Below are 15,834 nucleotides of genomic sequence, written 5' to 3'. Positions count from 1 at the left end.
GCAGGACGCGCGCGATCACTTGCGCAGCTCGTGTGGGAGCAGCCAGTACAGCAGCCCGTTGAGGTCGGCCAGGCCGACGAGCAGCGTCCACTTGCTGGCGTCGTTGCCCGAGAGCCTGGTGGTGGTGACGCCAAGCGTCAGGCGCGACGCGAACAGGTCGCATTGCAGGCGATAGAGGGCGCGTTCATTGCGCGGGATGATGACCTCTTTGGACCACGGCACCTTGCCGCGCCACGACATGGCCGTGAGGCATTCGTTGATGGCCAGCGTGTGATTGCGCCACATCACGCCAACACCCGCGGAGTACCACGGCCGCCGCGGCAGCGATTGCCCGGGGGCGAGATCGGTCGTCGCGATGCGCCCATGGTGCAGCGACAGCGGGAACACGATGCTCGTCTCGGCGTCCTGGTGCAGCGCGGGTCGCACGCCGGTCTCGATCATCGTGTTGCCGAAACCGCCGGCCACGTAGTAGGGCACCGCCAGTCGAAAGAACGATTGCGCCAGTCCGCACGATCCCAGGCGGGGAAAGAGGTTGCCATCGGTGCATTCGCGCGGCACGGTCGACTGATCCCACTCGAACCCCGATGTGGTCGGCGTTCCGAGGAGGCTGCGGAGGATGGGATTGGCGAGACCGAGTCGGGCATCGGCGTAGTTCACGCCCTCGGACTTCTGCGCGACGCGTTCGACCGCGGCGGCCCGCTGCAGCGCGAGGAACGCGAGGCGCTTGATGAAGTCGTGCGGGTTGGCGATGAATCGCAGGAAGTAGTCGTCGACGAAACAGGCCGCCGAGGCCGAATCCACCGGCACGTAGCCCTGGCGACAGGCCGGTTTGCCGCCGATCCATGCCCGCGCCGAGTCGGCCAGGGCGCGCTGCCTGACGAGGTCCGTGAACGCGGCGATGCCGCTCGTGCACATCAGGGACTCGAACGGATTGAAGCTCTCCGGGCAGAGCCGTCGGGCGCGGTGCGTTTCGCCGAAGGCGTCGGTGATCGAGAGCAGCATGGCGATCCGCCGCCGATCGTCGACGTTGCCCGCGCAGCCGGCGTCGGCCTCGCTGGCGTCGCCCACGCGCAGGTGGTGCTCACGGACGTAGAAGCGCTCGACCATCACGTGGCCCGTGCAGCCCACGTCGACGCGATGCATGAGCTGATGGAACGCCTTCGCATGGCACTGCGCCCGGTATTCGGTGAGTGATCGTGCGGTGGGCGACGTGGCGGCGGAACAGAGGCGGTCAGCACTGAAGTTGAGCGCGTCGTACACGCCCACGTAGAAGTCGTGCTCGCGAAAGGGGCGCGCCAGAAAGGCGCCAAAGTGGGCCAGCGTCTCTCCGAAGATCGGGTACGCGCGACTCGTCACGTCCACCGTGTCCGCCACCGCGATGCGGTGCTCGGAGTCTACCGAGCGGTTGCGTGCATAAGCGTGCAGCTCGTATTCAGCGGCCGAGCGCCACATGCCGCCCAGGAACTGCGTGGCGGCCAGCGTGCCACCGGCGCGTTCGGTGGTGGTATCGGCCGCGGCCACCTCGCCGGTGCGCAACGCGCTTGGCACGATGAAGATCGTGTGGAAGAACGTGCGCGTCGTCGGCGGCGAGGCCACCTGCGACGCCAGCAGCAGGCGGTCGGCGATCGAGATCGGCCGGTTGTCGAACGCGCCACCGTCGACGAAGCGGGCCTGCTGCGGTACTGCGCATCCAATGCGACGTTCGCGCCCGGCCGGGCACACGCCGGCGCTGTCCAGATCGTTGGAGCGATAGTAGCTCAACGAGATCGGCGCAAAGACGAACGGGATCGAACTCGATGCGCGCGCCAGCTCGAAGACCTGCTCCACGCCGAGCCGATCGGTGGCGCCGCCAGCGGCCGGCGAGATCTGCACGCCGAGGCCCCGATCGTTTCGCAGCTGCAGGGATGCCTGCCGCAGCTCCATCCCGCCCGAGTCGTTCACCGCGAGTCCGTACGTGCCCACGTGTCGCTGTACGGCGATGCTCACGTGGTCGAACACCTCTTCGGTGATCGCACGCTGTCGCGTGAGCGAACCAGCCACCTGCAATGAACAGCCCGGGCGCCCACGTTCGCCGAGCGCGGCGCGCAGCCGATCCAGGAGTACCGTCTCGAAGTACTGACGGTCGATGAGTCCCAGTTCGCCCGGTCGCACTCGGCTCCCGTTCGGGATGAGCTGGCGCCAGCCCACGTCGACCCACGTCTTCCAGTAGAGCGAGGCTTCGGGCCGGATTTCCCCACCCGCGGTGCAGTAGTGGATCGCCGACATCAGCGCGTTGATCGTTCCTGCCGACGCGCCGCTGAGGCCCACCAGGGAGGGGAGTGCCGTGCCCGATGCCCTCACCATTGCGCGCAGCGAGTCGTCCACCTGGGTGCGTCGCAGCAGCTCAACGAGTCCCCAGTTCACACCGGCCTGGTACGATCCCAGCGAGATTCCGCCGCTGGTCGCGATCACGACGCGGGCTTCCGAGTCCTGACCCGCCACGGGGCTCGTGAAGGCAACGCACAGGGTGACGGCGACGAGCGCGCGCTTCATGCGGAAGTCCGGGGCAGGGGGGATTGACGACCAGCCTCATCCTGAGGGTAGGGCGCAATCCGGTCGTCCCGCGGCTCACCACATTCTCTGGCTCCTTGGCATCGACCCCTCGGTGGGGGGCGTTGCGTGAGGTGTGGCTTTGGGGGATCTGCTCACCGAGGGCGGTTGCGGGACCAGCGCGGCTCGCGTCGTCCCAATCCATTGCAGCAGACTGACGAGCGGGGAGTTGTGTGCTCGCTTCGCTCGCCCTGTTTCATCCGCTCGTTGCTGAGCAGGCGTTCAGTCAGCCCCGAGAGGTCGGTCGCATGGGGAAAGACGCTGCCACCTTGAGGCCACGCACGACGGACCGAAGTGCCGCGAAGTCCTGGTCGCGCGTGATGAGCATCCATCCGACCTCACGGGCCTGAAACGCGAGCAACATGTCATTCTGGCGACTCGCACTCACGCCGCTCGCGCCGATCCGTCCGAGGGCCGCGCCGGTTCGATGCCACGCGCGACGCGATGGGGCGTGGATGCGCGCGCGGCGGTCGAATGCGCCCACCAGTCCCTCGTCGAGGGCACGGCGAGCGCGTTCCGTACGCGCACCGGCGGCGAGTTCTGCCACGACCACGCTCGAAAGAACCGTGACGGGGAGGGCCCACGCGAGGAACGCCTTCAACTGTTCCATCTCGCTGGGTTGACGCAGCGCGTCGACGACGACGTTGGTGTCGAGGGTGTAGATCACCTGGTGCGCCGCACGGTCTCGACCGACGCCAAGCCACCGGCCGCCACGAGTTGGTCGAGCCCATCGAAGACCTCCGTCCTGAACACGACCAGGTCGAGGGCCGCATCGACGGCGGCGGTTTCTGTGGCCGCCCCCAGTGCGCGCCGCGCAGCGTCGAGCTTGTGCTGGTCCATGAGCATGTTCTTGCGCTTGAGCAGGGGGCGTGTGGATGGCATCGGGAGGGGGCGAGGGGGTCTTGCGAAGGATAGGGCGCGATACAGCCCGGTACAAGGCGCGGGCTGTATGGCCCCGGCGCCGCCAGCCTGGGCTTGCCGATGACGGCTGATACTCGGCAGCTTCCCGTCCATGAGCGCAGACGCCGGCTTTGACTACCGCCCTCGCACGATGGCTGAGCGCCTCCAGGTGGTGGAGGACCTATGGGAGGTATCGTGGAGGACGCCGGTGCCGCGACGCTCACGCTGAGCGATGCGGACCTGGCTGAACTGGAGCGTCGGCGCGCGGAACTGGAAGCCAATCCTGAGCGTCGGGAGGCGTGGGACATCGTTCGCGCGAGGATCGCTGATCGAATGAGTCGTTGATCGATCCGGGTGTCCGCCCGCTCGCCGAAGAAGACCTGGGGCCTCTCGTTGGCGCCCGAAACAGTCACGACTTCTCGTCACCGCGACGAGCCGCTTCGGCTCGCACCGACCATGGCGTTCGAGATCACTGAAGAGCATGACGGACGTACCGGTATCGACGCCGAGGTGCGCCGCGGGATCCGCGAGGCGGACCCACCTGACGTTGGCCGCCGTGACTGGGAACCGCTCGCGCTCGCGCTTCGCGATGCCAATGGGGCGCTTCACGGTGGTGTGTATGGTGCGACGCTGTGGGGCTGGCTGATGCTCGATGGTAACTGGGTGTCGCCCGACCATCGCGGTCAAGGTCACGGCCACCGACTCCTCGCGGCCGCCGAAGAACTGGCAAGGCAGCGAGGCTGCCGCGGCGTTTCGCTGGGCTCCTTCGATTTCCAGGCCCGATCGTTCTACGAGCGCCAGGGATACGCTGTGTTCGGTCAGCTCCCAGACTTTCCGCCAGGCCACACGCACTATCAGTTGGCCAAACGACTCGATGAACAATCGAGCCGCCAGCCTGACGCCCCAAAGCCGCCAGCCAACGAACCTTTAGGCACTCCGACGCAACGCCGCCCGCAGCCCGAACGGTGAGGCTCAGGAGGTCCCCACCGCTTGGACGGCAACGCCTTCAAGGACATTCAGAGGCTCGAAGCCGACCTCCAGGAGGTGGCGGACACATTCCGCACCAACTCCAGGCTCACCTCGAGCGACTACCTCATGTCGGTGCTGGGCGTGACCTGCCTGCGCTACGCGGCCAATCGCTTCGACGCCGCCCACTGCCAGATTGAGGCAGACTAGGCCAGCGGCAAGATGCCGGACGCAAGGCGCCCCCGGCTGCCTACATCATGCGGCGCTCGCTCTGCCTGCAGGAAGAAGCCAGCCAGGGCCGGATGACGCAGCAGGCCGCCGTGAGCGGCGTCGACCTGCCCCGCCTCGTGACCGAAGCCGAGCCCTCCATCGAAGCTGAGTTCGAACCGCTCCTCGGCGTGCTGCCCAGGGACTACGGCAGCTTCGAGACCAAGGTGCTCGAAGACCTGATGCGCCCGTTCTGCAGCGAGCACGCGAGCGGGAGCCGAACAACGGCATGCAACACAGCGCTACCCGCCGCGGCCGATGCTGGGCGTCTGACGGCACGGTCTGGTGCAGCACGAAGCAACCCTGAACGCAGGGAGCTGGGCCAGCGGAAGCGTGTGGTGAGAATAGCGACCCTCTCTGCCCGTTGAATGATGCAGCTGCATCCTCCCGCACCAAACTGAACCATGCCACGTACCCTGCTCCGGCTTCGAGCTGCAGCCCTCCTGTCCGTCACGATCGCGTGCGGCGGCAGCCCGGGGTCGGGGCTGCCTACACCGCCGGCGCAGTCGATCGTTTCGGTGGACGTATCCCCGGCTCTCCTCAACCTGGACGTCGGCAGCGCGGGAACCCTGATCGCGACGGCCCGCGATGCGCAGGGAGGCGTCGTCCCCAACACGACGTTCACGTGGAGCAGCCAGGCGAGCAACGTCGCTACGGTGTCCAGCGCGGGCGCGGTGGTCGGCGTCGCACAGGGCTCGAGCGTGGTGACGGCGACCACGGCGGGGGTCAGCGGGGGAGCGGTGGTCAACGTGCGCGCGCTGACCCTGACCATGACGCCGACGTCGGCTACGGCGAACGTGGGCGCCTCCGTGCAGTTCACCGTGGTGGCGAAGGACGCCAACGGTGCCGTGCAGCCAACGCCACCGCTGACGTGGACGTCGTCGAACCCGTCGGTCGCGACGGTGTCCGTGAGCGGACAGGCCACGGGCGTGTCCGCCGGGACGGCGATGATTGGCGCCTCGTCGGGCACCCTCGTCGCTGCTCCAGCCTCGCTGCGGATCAACGCGCCCGGGCGGTGTGACGACATCGCCAGTCGCGCAACCTTCGGCGCGATACTCGGCTGGACCTGGGGCCGCAATGCCACGACGCGCACCAACCATGAGATCGAGGCGCTCCACCGCGCGTCGCTCACCAGTACACTCACCCGCGTGTCGTCCCTTCTCGATGACGAGCAGGTGTGGCGCGGCCCTCTGGTGGGCACGGCCAGCGTGACGGACTACGACGTCAACAACAACGCGTCGCCGCCGACACGCAGCACGATCGGTGGGGGAGGCAACGTACTGACCATCGTGAACGGCCAGCCGCTTCCGGAACTCACGTTGGTGGTGGACCTCGTGACGTGTACCTACCGATTCGACGTCACGCCGTGGATCGACATGGTATTGCGGGATCCCGATGGCGCGACGTCACGTGGGCCGCAGCCGGTGGGGACATTGCGGCTTGGCTGGCGCGCGCTCGGGGCGTGGAGGCAGGCGGGGATCGCCGGGCTTGCACAGTACCTCTGGGACGCCCACGGCCTTCCCTGGCTGACGCTGCCGGGCAATGCGTTCAGGGACGGGTACTTCCCGGACGGTATGGGGCAGAAGTTCTTCGAGAGCGCCGCCACGGCAGCTGACCTGACCGTGCCGGGGCCCGTGGGAAGCTGGATCTTTCGTTAGGTCGGGTACCTTCCAGCCGCAGCGAGGCAAGCGCCCCTCCGACCTCCAAGGCGCGGGCATGCGTGCGACGGAATCGACGGCACAAGGCACGAAGCGCAGATCCTTCGGGCCGCGTAGGGCGGCGCAACCACGTGTCCACCAAATCGGGGGCAGCTCAGACGCAAGCTCATCAGGAGGGCGGCGCGTTGTGCACGCCTTGAACGCTGGGTGGCAGGCTCGACACTGCTGCTGGTGGTGTTTGCCGGGGCACCCTCGGGCTCGTCGAATCAGGACGCGTGGCACATCTAGCACGAAGGCGCGGCGCATCGACAACCCGCTAACCCTCACGCATTGTCGATCAGCGTGACAGATAGCGTAACCGGCCATAAGGTGACATTGGCGCGTGTGCGATCGAGCGGTACCCGTATCCAGACAAGTACTGATTCACTGGGACGAGCAACTCTTGTGAGCAGCGCCAAGCTGAGCTGGATCTATATCACGAAGATTGGCTACCGACCACGACGCCACGAGCTCTCCGATAGCACAACACGCGTTGACCTAACGCTGGTTCCCTTGGCAGCGCCACTGAGAACCAACAGGATCGTTGAAGACGAGCTGCCTGGATGGCTTCGGAGAACCGGCTCGCCCGGAGAGTTTCGCGATGGCAGGCGATCAGGTCGGCTCTTGCTACAGAACGACATCGAGTCCCGGGGTGACAACCGACTCTCCCGCGTCCTCTCCACCGTTCCGGGTCTGCGAGCGGACGGCGACTACATCTATGTGCCGCGCGCCGTCGGGTCATCGATCAACCGGACTTGCGACGGCATCGTTGTGTTCCTCGATGGCGTGTCGTATGGCATGGTCTCCGACGTCGATCGCATCGCACGTTCCGCTGATCTCGCCGCCATAGAAGTCTTCCTCGGAGCTTCCAGCGTTCCAAAAGCACTCGCCGTTCCGATGTCGGGCTGCGGGGTCGTCGCGCTCTGGTCCAAGCGTTAGCCGCTGGAAGGTTCGTTCGAACGCTCTCGTGAACCAGTCCCGGGCCACGCGACCCTTCGGCAACTACCTTTCGTCTCCTTCATGAGCACCCACAATGTCAGGCGTCGGCGCAGTACCTGGCACCCTGGGTTGGGTATCGCACCTCGCAGGCGCCGCTCTGGTCTGTTGGCGTGCGAAGGGTGGGTGTGACAGGGATGAGTCTCGAGGCCAGCCCGCGCCCTCGGCCGTCTCATTCCGCGCGATCGGCGTCCACAGGAATGTCGATCCCACCTATTCGTGTGAGCGACAACCTCCGCCGACACAGCAAGAGGAGCCGTGAGGCCCTGACATGATTCCGAATCGCGACACCAGCGGAGATCCCACACCTAGCGGGCCACCACTCGGCTCGTGAACGCCACGCCGTCGGGCGTCTGGCCAGCGGCCAAATGGCCCACCACCTCCCGCCTGGCCACATCGATGATCGCGACCCGGGCCTGCACGCTCAACGACAGGAACGCGTACCTCGCATCCGATGTCAGCACGATGCCCTGCGGGCCCGCCCCGGCGAGCGAAAGCCGGCCAAGCTCCTGCCGAGTCGCCCGCTGCACGAACCGCAGGGTCTCGCCGCGATAGTCAGGCAGCAACACGAGTGACGCGTCGGGGGTGAACAGCACGCGATACGGCCACGACAAACCCTCCGCCGCCGTGGTCACGGCGCCCGTGGCCACGTCGATCGCGCTCACCTTGCCCGTGGCGTTGCTGCCGACCCACACCTCGCGGCCGTCGGGCGTCACGTTGATGGCCTCCGGCTGCGCCGGAACGTCGAAGCGGCGTAGCGAAGTACCGGAGCGCAGATCGAGTTCCGATACCGTATTGCTGCCGATGTTGCCCGTGTAGCCGCGCGAGCCGTCGGCCGTCACGCCGACCATATGGGAGCCGTTCTGCTCGGTGGCGATGACCTTGCGAATGGTGCCACTTGCCACGTGGACCAGCAGCACGGCGCGGTTTGTCTCCGACGTGACGGCCACGACGGAATCGCCGGGCAGGAACGCGATGCCATGGGGGCGGCGGTATTCGCCGAGCGAAATCGTCCGGGCCACGGCAAGCGTGGGCAGGTCGATGACCGTGAGCGTGGTGCCGCCGGGTCCTGCCGCGCCGTAGTCGGTGACGATCGCGGTGCCGCCATCGCGCGATACCACGACCTCGTGCGGCCCGTTCCCCGTCGGCAGAGTGGCGAGGGTGCGACCGCTGGCCACGTCGATGATGGTGGCGGTCGCCGGTGTCTTGTTGGTCACGATCAGCGTGCCGCGAATCGTTGGTGTCTGCGCCATGAGTGCGGGTGCAACCAGCAAGGTCAGCAAGCTCAGTCTGACGGACATGTGTCGTTGTGTGTGGTTTGGGGATGCCGTAAAGTGTGGCATTCGGCCGCCGTGCGTCAGGTGCCGGCGGAGAGCAGGGCGCCATACATCGTGCGCCCGCCGAAGCGCGATGGTCGCTCCCCGAGCGGCTCCACGGCCACGAAACCCGCCGAGCTGGCCACGCGTGCGAGCGAAGCGCGGCTCACCGGGTGGGGCACCCACGGGACCTGGGGATCGTCCGTGTCGTACTCCACCACGACGACGTGGCCGCCCGGCCGCACGACGGCGCGCACCCTGCCGAGCAAGGCCGCTGCATCTCGTGTGTAGTGCATGACGTTGGCCAGCATGACGCCGCGCAGGTCGACCCACGGCAGCGCCTCGCGTTCCACATCAAAATGTCGTGTAGTGATCGACAGGCCGTGATGCTCCCGCGGGATCCGTCGAAGCGCGGCCGCGTCGCGGTCGACGGCTTCGATGGCCGATCCGGGAGGAAGCAGCTCCGCGAGCGCCCGCGTGAACGTCCCGGCCCCGCAGCCCAGGTCCACCCAGGGACCGCCGCCAGCCAATCGCTCGCGCGCCGGCGCCAGTAGCGACACGGCATCACGCACGTCCATGATCCAATGTATCGTCGGCGCCATGATCGCGCGGCACAGCTGCCGCGCGGCGACACATGACGCCGGCTGGGGCCTACCGCTCGCAAGCCTACACCGTCGAGACCGGACCCCCCAGGCGCCGCCGAGTCGCGCTCGACGGCTGGGCGGGCACGTCTCGTCAGCGTCGCGTCTGGCTCGTACCTTCCCGCCCTTCCGCCCCCTCCACCGTGCCTCCTGTGACGCGCTCGCCAGTCCTGATCCTCACCATGCTCGCCGCTCAGGCCGCCGTGGCCCAGACGCCTGCCAGGTCGCGTCCCGCAACGCCGTACGTGCCCGGCCCCGTCTGGGAACAGCGCACGCCCGAGGCCGCCGGAATGGACGCTGCTCGGCTCGCCGAGGCCATCGAGTTTGCGAAGAAGAACGAGGCGAGAGCGCCGCGCGACATGGAGGAGTCGCACTATCGCTCGTTCGGTCGCGAGCCTTTTGGCCAGGCCATTGGCCCGCTCAAGCCGCGAGGCGAGCCCACCGGCGTGGTGCTGCGCGGTGGCTACCTGGTCGCGAGCTGGGGCGAACCGGACCGCGTCGACATGACGCACAGCGTGACCAAGAGCATGGTCTCGGCCACCGTGGGCCTCGCCGTCGATCGCGGGATCATTCGGTCGGTGCACGACACCGTGTGGAAGTCGCAGGCGCCGATCTATCCGCTGCGCCTGCAGGCGCCGAGCGAGCCGGGATCGAGCATGGGGCACAGCATGTTCATCGAGCCGTTCAACACGCCGCACAATCGGCGCATCACGTGGGACGACATGCTGCGGCAGACGAGCGACTGGGAGGGCACGTTGTGGGGCAAGCCCGACTGGGCCGACCGACCGGCGCAGGACGCGTCCACGTGGAAGACGCGCCCGCGCGCGACACCAGGCACGACGTACGAGTACAACGACGTGCGCGTGAACGCGCTGGCGCTCGCCGCGACCAACGTGTGGCGTCGGCCGTTGCCCGAAGTGTTGCGCGATCACGTGATGGGTCCGATCGGCGCGTCCACGACCTGGCGCTGGTACGGCTACGACAACGCCTGGATCACGCTCGATGGCCGTCCCGTGCAGGTGGTGTCGGGCGGCGGGCACTGGGGCGGCGGGCTGTTCATCAATGCGTGGGACATGGCGCGGTTTGGTCTGCTGACGCAGCGGCGAGGCATGTGGGGCGAGACGCGCATCCTGTCGGAAGCCTGGGTGAAGCAGTCGCTCACGCCGACGGTGCCGCAGCCCACCTACGGCTACATGAACTGGTACCTCAACACCGATCGCAAGTGGATGCCTAACGCGCCGGCCTCGGCGTTCGGGCACGTCGGCAACGGCACGAATCTGGTGTTCGTGAGCCCGGAGCAGGACCTGGTGGTGGTCGTGCGCTGGATCGAGAACAGCGCGATCAACGAGTTCCTGGGCCGCATGCTCGGCGCCGTCCGATGAACGTCCCGCGGGCGTCGCTTCGGACGCGCGTGACGCGAGCAAGCCTCCGGCGCCGCGTCCCTCCGCCGATTCCAGCGACCCGTATCGAGGAGCATTCATGACGTTCGTGCCTGACGTGCTGAAGGGCCGCGTGGCGTTCGTCGCCGGCGGGACGAGCGGCATCAACCTCGGAATTGCCAGAACGCTCGGCGAGTTCGGCGCGCGTGTCGCCGTGCTGAGCCGCAATGCCGAGCGCGTGCAGGGCGCCGTGGACGCGCTCCGTGCGGCCGGCGTGGACGCGGCCGGTCACGTGGGTGATGTGCGCGAATACGCCGCGATGGAGCGAGCGATGACGGCGTGCGCGGAGTGGGGTGGCGGGATCGACATCGTCGTGTCGGGAGCGGCCGGCAACTTTCTCGCGCCGGCCAACGAACTGTCGTCGAACGGCTTTCGCACCGTGGTCGATATCGACCTCAATGGCACCTTCAACGTGCTGCGCAGCGCCTGGCCGCTGCTGCGCCGACCTGGCGCTTCCATCATCAACATCTCCGCACCGCAGGCCACGGAGGCGTATTTTGGCCAGGCACACGTGAGCGCGGCGAAAGCCGGCGTGGAGATGCTGACGCGTTCGCTCGCGAGCGAGTGGGGGCGCGAAGGCGTGCGCGTCAACGCCATCGTGCCGGGGCCGATCCTGGATACGGAGGGCATGGCGCGGCTCGCGGCGAGCGAGGAGATTCGAGCAGCATGGCTCGACGCCAATCCCATGCGCCGCTTCGGCACGGCTCGCGAGGTGGCCAACGTGGCCGTGTTTCTCTGCACGGAGGCAGCTTCTTACGTGAATGGCGCCATCGTCCATTGTGATGGCGGGCAGGTGCTCGGCGGCATGCGCGACTTCTCGGCGAGCTGGGCCGCGATCAAGGAGCGCGCACGGCGCGTGTAGTTCAGGCTGAGTCGCTGCGGTAGGGGCCGGAGCCACCTCCACGGCCCCCGCGCCGCTTTCGGCGCCGACGCGGAGCGCCGCCGGCCCCCTCGCTCGCGCCTGATCCGTGCGTACGTGGTTGCGCCGGTGGGTGAGCGCCGCGTGCCCCGGTCGAGCGCTCGCGAGCGGGCGTGGCCGACCGCGCGTCTCGCTGCGAGGACGAGCGTTCGCGCGGTGGCGTGGTGGCCGGGCGTGAAGGTGCGGTGCCGCGGTCGCGCGCCTGCGTTCGCTCGCGCGCGGTCTTGCGCTGCGCGCGGTGTGCCGCGAGCCGCTCCGACAGCGGGATCTCGAGCCTGGCGGCTGGTCGGGCCGCGTAGTCGAAGTCGGGCAACGTCACCCGGGGCAGCGCCTTGCCCACGGCGCGCTCGATGGCCTTGAGATCGCCCTCTTCGTCTGGCGCAACAAACGTGTAGGCCTCACCCGTCAGCTCGGCGCGGGCGGTGCGGCCGACGCGATGGATGTAGTCCTCCGAGGCCAGGGGCACGTCGAAGTTCACCACGTGGCCGAGCGCTTCGACGTCGATGCCGCGCGCGGCGATGTCGGTGGCGACCAGAACGCGCTGCGTGCCATCCTTGAAGCCGGCGAGGGCGAGCGTGCGCTGTGCCTGCGACCGGTTGCCGTGGATCCGCGCGGCCGCGACGCCGTGTTTGGTGAGATACTCCCAGAGCCGGTTCGCGCGGTGTTTGGTCCGCGTGAACACCAGCGCTTGCTCCATGAGGTCGCGCGTGAGCAGTTCGAGGAGCAGCGCGGACTTGAGTTCCTGCGGAACCGGGTAGACGGCCTGCGTGATGCCGTGCGCCGGCGCCGCCTTGCGGGCGAGGTTGATCGTTGCCGGATCGCGCAGCATTTCGCGCGTGAGTTCGACGATGGGCGCCGGCATCGTCGCGCTGAAGAAGAGCGTTTGCCGCTTTGACGGCACGTGCTTGAGCACGCGCCGGATGTCGGGGAGGAAGCCCATGTCGAGCATGCGGTCGGCCTCGTCCAGCACGAGGTACTCCACGTGCGCGAGCGACGCATACGGGTGCCGCAGGTGGTCGAGCAGGCGGCCAGGCGTCGCGACGATGACGTCGACGCCGCTCCGGAAGGCGTGCTCCTGCGGCCCCATGCCCACGCCGCCAAAGATCGCCGCCCCGACCAGGGGCGAATGAACCGCCACCGCGTTCAGTTCTTCGAGCACCTGCGCCGCGAGTTCGCGCGTGGGGGTGAGTACCAGCGCCCGCGTGACGCCCCGCTTCTGCGCGAGCAGGCGGTGCAGGACGGGGAGCAGGAACGCGAGCGTCTTGCCGCTGCCCGTCATCGCGCAGGCGAGCACGTCACGCCCGCCGGCCGCCGGCGGGATGGCGTCGCCCTGGATCGGGGTCGGCTTGGTAAAGCCCAGTTCCTTGAGGCCCTGGAGGAGCGCGGGGTGCAGCTGCAGTGAAGCGAACGACACGAGGTTCGGGAGGGAGGCGGGAGCCCCAATGTACACTCTCCCTCACGATCCATGTGGTGTCAGGGCTTGCCGAGGCCCGGCCAGCGTGCTGACAACGCGGCGCCGAGCCTATCCAGAGGGGCCGCCCGCGCCTCGAGGCTCCATACTGGCCTCGAGCGCCTTTACTCAGCGGATCAGGCGCTGCATCGACCACGAGATCAATGCTCCAGCTATGAACTGTTTGCCTCCGGGAGCGGTCGCGCTGCCGGCGCCATTGCAGCGAACGCGGCGCGACATGGCCCCTTCGAACGCAAACGAAACGGCCATGCCGCCGAGAGCATTCTGTGTGATCGAGACGACGCCGACCAGTAGCGAGTCGCCGCCCGTTGCTGTGCTACGTGACGTCAGCGAGACGCCCTCGAACGTGGCCCCCCACACCAGAGTCGCCCACAGCTCGGCGCGCTCGGGGCCCTCATAGCGTAGCTCGACCGGGAGCGGCCAGAACGCGGTAGCAGGCTGCGCCTCCAGGTTTGCGTAAGCGCCGAAAGCAAGCAGGAGAGCGGCGGCGACTGGCGTGAAGGATCGCGGGCTCATGGGAGTGTGCCCTGAGGGCCCAGCCAGTCAACCCCGTACGGATCGCGTCGTGCCACGGCTACCCATTCATCGCGCAGCAAAATGGCCTGCTCGAAGGTCGCCACAGGATGGGGGGAGCCAGTTCTACTCAGGCTCACACACGTACGTCTCGCACCTCAGCGTCCCCGTCATGTTGCAACCCGTCGTTACGAAGACGGGCCCGCAGTAGCCCGCGTAGCACCGATCCATCTCGCAGAACGCCGAATTGCTTACGGAATCAGCGCCCGCAACGGAAAGCCACCCCGCTGCCGGGCTTCCCAGCAACAACGCAACAAGGACGACCCTTGTTCGACTTCGCGACCGCTTCGCACCTTCAGCTGTACGGGCCATGGTTTCCACCTCCGTGAACAGAATCGCGTCAAGCTGATGCCAGGTCGCTCTCGGGAACAGGCGCGCCCAGCGCGGACCAGTTGCGAATATCCTGGAGCCCTACCTTCCTCAGCAGAACGCGCTCAGAGACCAAACCCGGATCCACACCTCCGGCCGGAAGGGCCCCGACGCGTCGAATCAGCACGATAAGCTGAGGAGTGGCGGCCATCCCCCGATGATCGCGATCCACGAAATGGGCGCTCGCCTGATTGAGCACCCCTTGACCGGCAGCTACCTCATCGAATGCTGCGATCTTGTGGAGATGCACCATGCCCGAAGTGGCGGAGACTTCGCGACCAACACCAACCGACACGAATGCGAGGCCGCGCCGCGCGCCCTCGGCGCGGAGCTCTCCGGAAATGGATCGCACCAGGTTCGGAAGGTCCGCCGCGTTTGAAGGACCACACCTGGAGGATCCGACATACACGAGAAGGAGCTGCCCACCGACCTTCGGTACTGCACCGTCACTGAAGCCATCGCGCGCCGCCGCGAAAGATCGCTTCGCAACCGCCCTCCCGGCCCATGTTCCTCCCCACAGTGTGCCGATAAGCAACGCGCTATCACGCATCCACTTCCTTCGCCCTCCCGGATCGTGGTTCATGACGTTGCCCTCGCTTCAAGGATGACCACCATGGGAAACGGCTCGTTCTGAAACGCATAGATCCTCCGACCGAGAACACTGCCTATCGTGGGAAGGTCCGAAGCGACGAAGACGCTTCGCCCGCTTGCTGCATCTATCAGGTACGTGTCTATGCGCTCCCAGAGCGTCTTTGCTGTCAGGGCGCGCAGCGTCATCAGGCCTACCTGAACGCAAACAATGCCCGCGCTCAGCTCCCTGGCGCGCATGGTGAACGATCCGTCCGGGTTGTCGGGGTCTACGCCTATGGCCAGCTGCCCTCGCTCGTTGACTCGTTCCCTCGACACGCCGACGCGAAAATCGGAGAGCCTGGTGACCCATGCTTCGGACCCGTCGGGCCGAAACCCTCGAACGAACGGCAGTCTTGACAGAGCGATCACAACATCGCCGCCGCCCGTGCACGCGACAACGCCCTCGTTCATCACGCTCCGAACAAGCGCCTGTCGAGCCTGGTACCCGGCACCGAACTGCCGAATGACTCTGCCGGTGGAGTCCCGCACGCGCACCAGTCTCTCAGCTGCACTCGTGTCCCCGCCTCGCACTCCGGTGCCCATGCTGATGACCTGCCCCCGCGACTGACACATCGCCCACCCATCCGGCGGAATCACCCGATGCAGTTGCGGCTGGCCGCGCGAATCAAACCGGATTCTCTTCAGGCCAAGCGCCAGGTCCGCCACCACTACCTCGCCCGCATTCACCCAGATTTCCATTGGGCTCCTGAAGTCCAGCGGCCCGGCCCCTGATTGCCCAACAAAACCGCTCGGCTTGCCGCTCCGGTCGAAGATGCGGATGCGAGAGAACGCACGGTCGAGAACGAAGGTTCGCCCCACGCTGTCGACGGCCACATCCATGATCATTCCAATGGCCTCGTCGACCGGCCCGGTCAACCTTCCAACGGAGTCGACGCGCTTCGCGGCGCGGAGCAGCCGGGCAAACGCATCCAGTCGCACGTTGCCGGAAACCGTGTCCCTCATTCCGACGACGTGGTCCGCGCGCTGCGCAAGGTTCGCCCGCGTCGGATGTCGCTCAATGACCTGCGCTGTGGCGACCGAAGGGCCGACCACGCAGATGG

Annotated in this window: 17 protein-coding genes; 8 read left to right on the top strand and 9 right to left on the bottom strand. The window is 67.4% G+C overall.

What is annotated here, in order from left to right; all coding sequences use genetic code 11:
* Positions 1 to 15: 15 nt before the first annotated feature.
* The 3 genes from IT361_05560 to IT361_05550 all read right to left on the bottom strand — a co-directional run bounded on the left by IT361_05560 (position 16) and on the right by IT361_05550 (position 3,471).
* The gene (locus tag IT361_05560) at positions 16 to 2,532 is read right to left on the bottom strand and encodes a patatin-like phospholipase family protein (GenBank protein MCC6317142.1); all 2,517 of its coding nucleotides are present in this window, start codon (positions 2,530 to 2,532) and stop codon (positions 16 to 18) included.
* A gap of 283 nt (positions 2,533 to 2,815) precedes the next feature.
* A complete protein-coding gene (locus IT361_05555) occupies positions 2,816 to 3,256 on the bottom strand; it encodes a PIN domain-containing protein (GenBank protein ID MCC6317141.1) in 441 nt (146 codons plus the stop codon).
* Positions 3,253 to 3,471: a hypothetical protein gene (locus IT361_05550; GenBank protein ID MCC6317140.1), complete on the bottom strand. Its 219-nt coding sequence runs from the start codon at positions 3,469 to 3,471 to the stop codon at positions 3,253 to 3,255. The genes IT361_05555 and IT361_05550 overlap by 4 nt, the downstream gene beginning before the upstream one ends.
* 201 nt (positions 3,472 to 3,672) lie before the next feature.
* Between IT361_05550 and IT361_05545 the strand changes: the two genes are divergently transcribed.
* The 6 genes from IT361_05545 to IT361_05520 all read left to right on the top strand — a co-directional run bounded on the left by IT361_05545 (position 3,673) and on the right by IT361_05520 (position 7,358).
* Positions 3,673 to 3,834 (top strand): hypothetical protein, encoded by a 162-nt coding sequence (locus IT361_05545; protein ID MCC6317139.1) that lies wholly within the window; start codon positions 3,673 to 3,675, stop codon positions 3,832 to 3,834.
* Between the two features lie 111 nt (positions 3,835 to 3,945).
* The gene (locus tag IT361_05540; GenBank protein MCC6317138.1) at positions 3,946 to 4,458 is read left to right on the top strand and encodes a GNAT family N-acetyltransferase; all 513 of its coding nucleotides are present in this window, start codon (positions 3,946 to 3,948) and stop codon (positions 4,456 to 4,458) included.
* A 21-nt stretch (positions 4,459 to 4,479) separates the two neighbouring features.
* On the top strand, positions 4,480 to 4,665 hold the full coding sequence (locus tag IT361_05535) for a hypothetical protein (protein MCC6317137.1): 186 nt from the start codon (positions 4,480 to 4,482) through the stop codon (positions 4,663 to 4,665).
* A 47-nt stretch (positions 4,666 to 4,712) separates the two neighbouring features.
* Complete coding sequence (locus tag IT361_05530; GenBank protein ID MCC6317136.1) at positions 4,713 to 5,090, top strand: hypothetical protein; 378 nt, start codon at positions 4,713 to 4,715, stop codon at positions 5,088 to 5,090.
* A 36-nt stretch (positions 5,091 to 5,126) separates the two neighbouring features.
* On the top strand, positions 5,127 to 6,380 hold the full coding sequence (locus IT361_05525) for an Ig domain-containing protein (GenBank protein ID MCC6317135.1): 1,254 nt from the start codon (positions 5,127 to 5,129) through the stop codon (positions 6,378 to 6,380).
* Between the two features lie 663 nt (positions 6,381 to 7,043).
* Positions 7,044 to 7,358, top strand: a complete 315-nt coding sequence (locus IT361_05520) for a hypothetical protein (GenBank protein MCC6317134.1) — start codon at positions 7,044 to 7,046, stop codon at positions 7,356 to 7,358.
* A gap of 365 nt (positions 7,359 to 7,723) precedes the next feature.
* Here IT361_05520 and IT361_05515 read toward each other — a convergent pair whose 3' ends face one another.
* Together IT361_05515 and IT361_05510 are read right to left on the bottom strand one after the other, a co-directional pair.
* Positions 7,724 to 8,716 (bottom strand): YncE family protein, encoded by a 993-nt coding sequence (locus IT361_05515; protein MCC6317133.1) that lies wholly within the window; start codon positions 8,714 to 8,716, stop codon positions 7,724 to 7,726.
* A 56-nt stretch (positions 8,717 to 8,772) separates the two neighbouring features.
* Positions 8,773 to 9,309 carry a methyltransferase domain-containing protein gene (locus tag IT361_05510; GenBank protein MCC6317132.1) on the bottom strand — a complete coding sequence of 179 codons (537 nt, stop codon included), beginning with the start codon at positions 9,307 to 9,309 and terminating at the stop codon, positions 8,773 to 8,775.
* A 245-nt stretch (positions 9,310 to 9,554) separates the two neighbouring features.
* On the opposite strand from IT361_05510, the gene IT361_05505 reads away from it, so the two are divergent.
* Both IT361_05505 and IT361_05500 read left to right on the top strand, forming a co-directional pair.
* Positions 9,555 to 10,754, top strand: a complete 1,200-nt coding sequence (locus IT361_05505; GenBank protein MCC6317131.1) for a serine hydrolase — start codon at positions 9,555 to 9,557, stop codon at positions 10,752 to 10,754.
* A gap of 97 nt (positions 10,755 to 10,851) precedes the next feature.
* Positions 10,852 to 11,673, top strand: coding sequence for an SDR family oxidoreductase (locus IT361_05500; protein MCC6317130.1), 822 nt, complete (start codon positions 10,852 to 10,854; stop codon positions 11,671 to 11,673).
* 1 nt (position 11,674) lies between these two features.
* Here IT361_05500 and IT361_05495 read toward each other — a convergent pair whose 3' ends face one another.
* The 4 genes from IT361_05495 to IT361_05480 form a co-directional block, all read right to left on the bottom strand.
* Positions 11,675 to 13,144, bottom strand: a complete 1,470-nt coding sequence (locus IT361_05495) for a DEAD/DEAH box helicase (GenBank protein ID MCC6317129.1) — start codon at positions 13,142 to 13,144, stop codon at positions 11,675 to 11,677.
* A 165-nt stretch (positions 13,145 to 13,309) separates the two neighbouring features.
* Positions 13,310 to 13,717, bottom strand: a complete 408-nt coding sequence (locus IT361_05490) for a hypothetical protein (protein MCC6317128.1) — start codon at positions 13,715 to 13,717, stop codon at positions 13,310 to 13,312.
* A gap of 397 nt (positions 13,718 to 14,114) precedes the next feature.
* On the bottom strand, positions 14,115 to 14,726 hold the full coding sequence (locus IT361_05485) for a hypothetical protein (GenBank protein MCC6317127.1): 612 nt from the start codon (positions 14,724 to 14,726) through the stop codon (positions 14,115 to 14,117).
* Positions 14,723 to 15,712, bottom strand: coding sequence for a hypothetical protein (locus IT361_05480; GenBank protein MCC6317126.1), 990 nt, complete (start codon positions 15,710 to 15,712; stop codon positions 14,723 to 14,725). The genes IT361_05485 and IT361_05480 overlap by 4 nt, the downstream gene beginning before the upstream one ends.
* Positions 15,713 to 15,834: the final 122 nt, after the last annotated feature.

The organism is Gemmatimonadaceae bacterium (assembly GCA_020846935.1).
In the GTDB taxonomy this organism is placed as follows: Bacteria; Gemmatimonadota; Gemmatimonadetes; order Gemmatimonadales; family Gemmatimonadaceae; genus RBC101.
Note: the sequence above shows the minus strand (reverse complement) of the source record. Positions and strands in the feature narration are given on the sequence as shown.

Excerpts from the sequence above, each read along its gene's own strand:
- IT361_05560 (MCC6317142.1), bottom strand. The coding sequence starts at position 2,532 with ATGAAGCGCGCGCTCGTCGCCGTCACCCTGTGCGTTGCCTTCACGAGC.
- IT361_05550 (MCC6317140.1), bottom strand. The coding sequence starts at position 3,471 with ATGCCATCCACACGCCCCCTGCTCAAGCGCAAGAACATGCTCATGGAC.
- IT361_05545 (MCC6317139.1), top strand. The coding sequence starts at position 3,673 with ATGGGAGGTATCGTGGAGGACGCCGGTGCCGCGACGCTCACGCTGAGC.
- IT361_05540 (MCC6317138.1), top strand. The coding sequence starts at position 3,946 with ATGGCGTTCGAGATCACTGAAGAGCATGACGGACGTACCGGTATCGAC.
- IT361_05530 (MCC6317136.1), top strand. The coding sequence starts at position 4,713 with ATGCGGCGCTCGCTCTGCCTGCAGGAAGAAGCCAGCCAGGGCCGGATG.
- IT361_05525 (MCC6317135.1), top strand. The coding sequence starts at position 5,127 with ATGCCACGTACCCTGCTCCGGCTTCGAGCTGCAGCCCTCCTGTCCGTC.
- IT361_05515 (MCC6317133.1), bottom strand. The coding sequence starts at position 8,716 with ATGTCCGTCAGACTGAGCTTGCTGACCTTGCTGGTTGCACCCGCACTC.
- IT361_05510 (MCC6317132.1), bottom strand. The coding sequence starts at position 9,309 with ATGGACGTGCGTGATGCCGTGTCGCTACTGGCGCCGGCGCGCGAGCGA.
- IT361_05505 (MCC6317131.1), top strand. The coding sequence starts at position 9,555 with ATGCTCGCCGCTCAGGCCGCCGTGGCCCAGACGCCTGCCAGGTCGCGT.
- IT361_05500 (MCC6317130.1), top strand. The coding sequence starts at position 10,852 with ATGACGTTCGTGCCTGACGTGCTGAAGGGCCGCGTGGCGTTCGTCGCC.
- IT361_05490 (MCC6317128.1), bottom strand. The coding sequence starts at position 13,717 with ATGAGCCCGCGATCCTTCACGCCAGTCGCCGCCGCTCTCCTGCTTGCT.
- IT361_05485 (MCC6317127.1), bottom strand. The coding sequence starts at position 14,726 with ATGAACCACGATCCGGGAGGGCGAAGGAAGTGGATGCGTGATAGCGCG.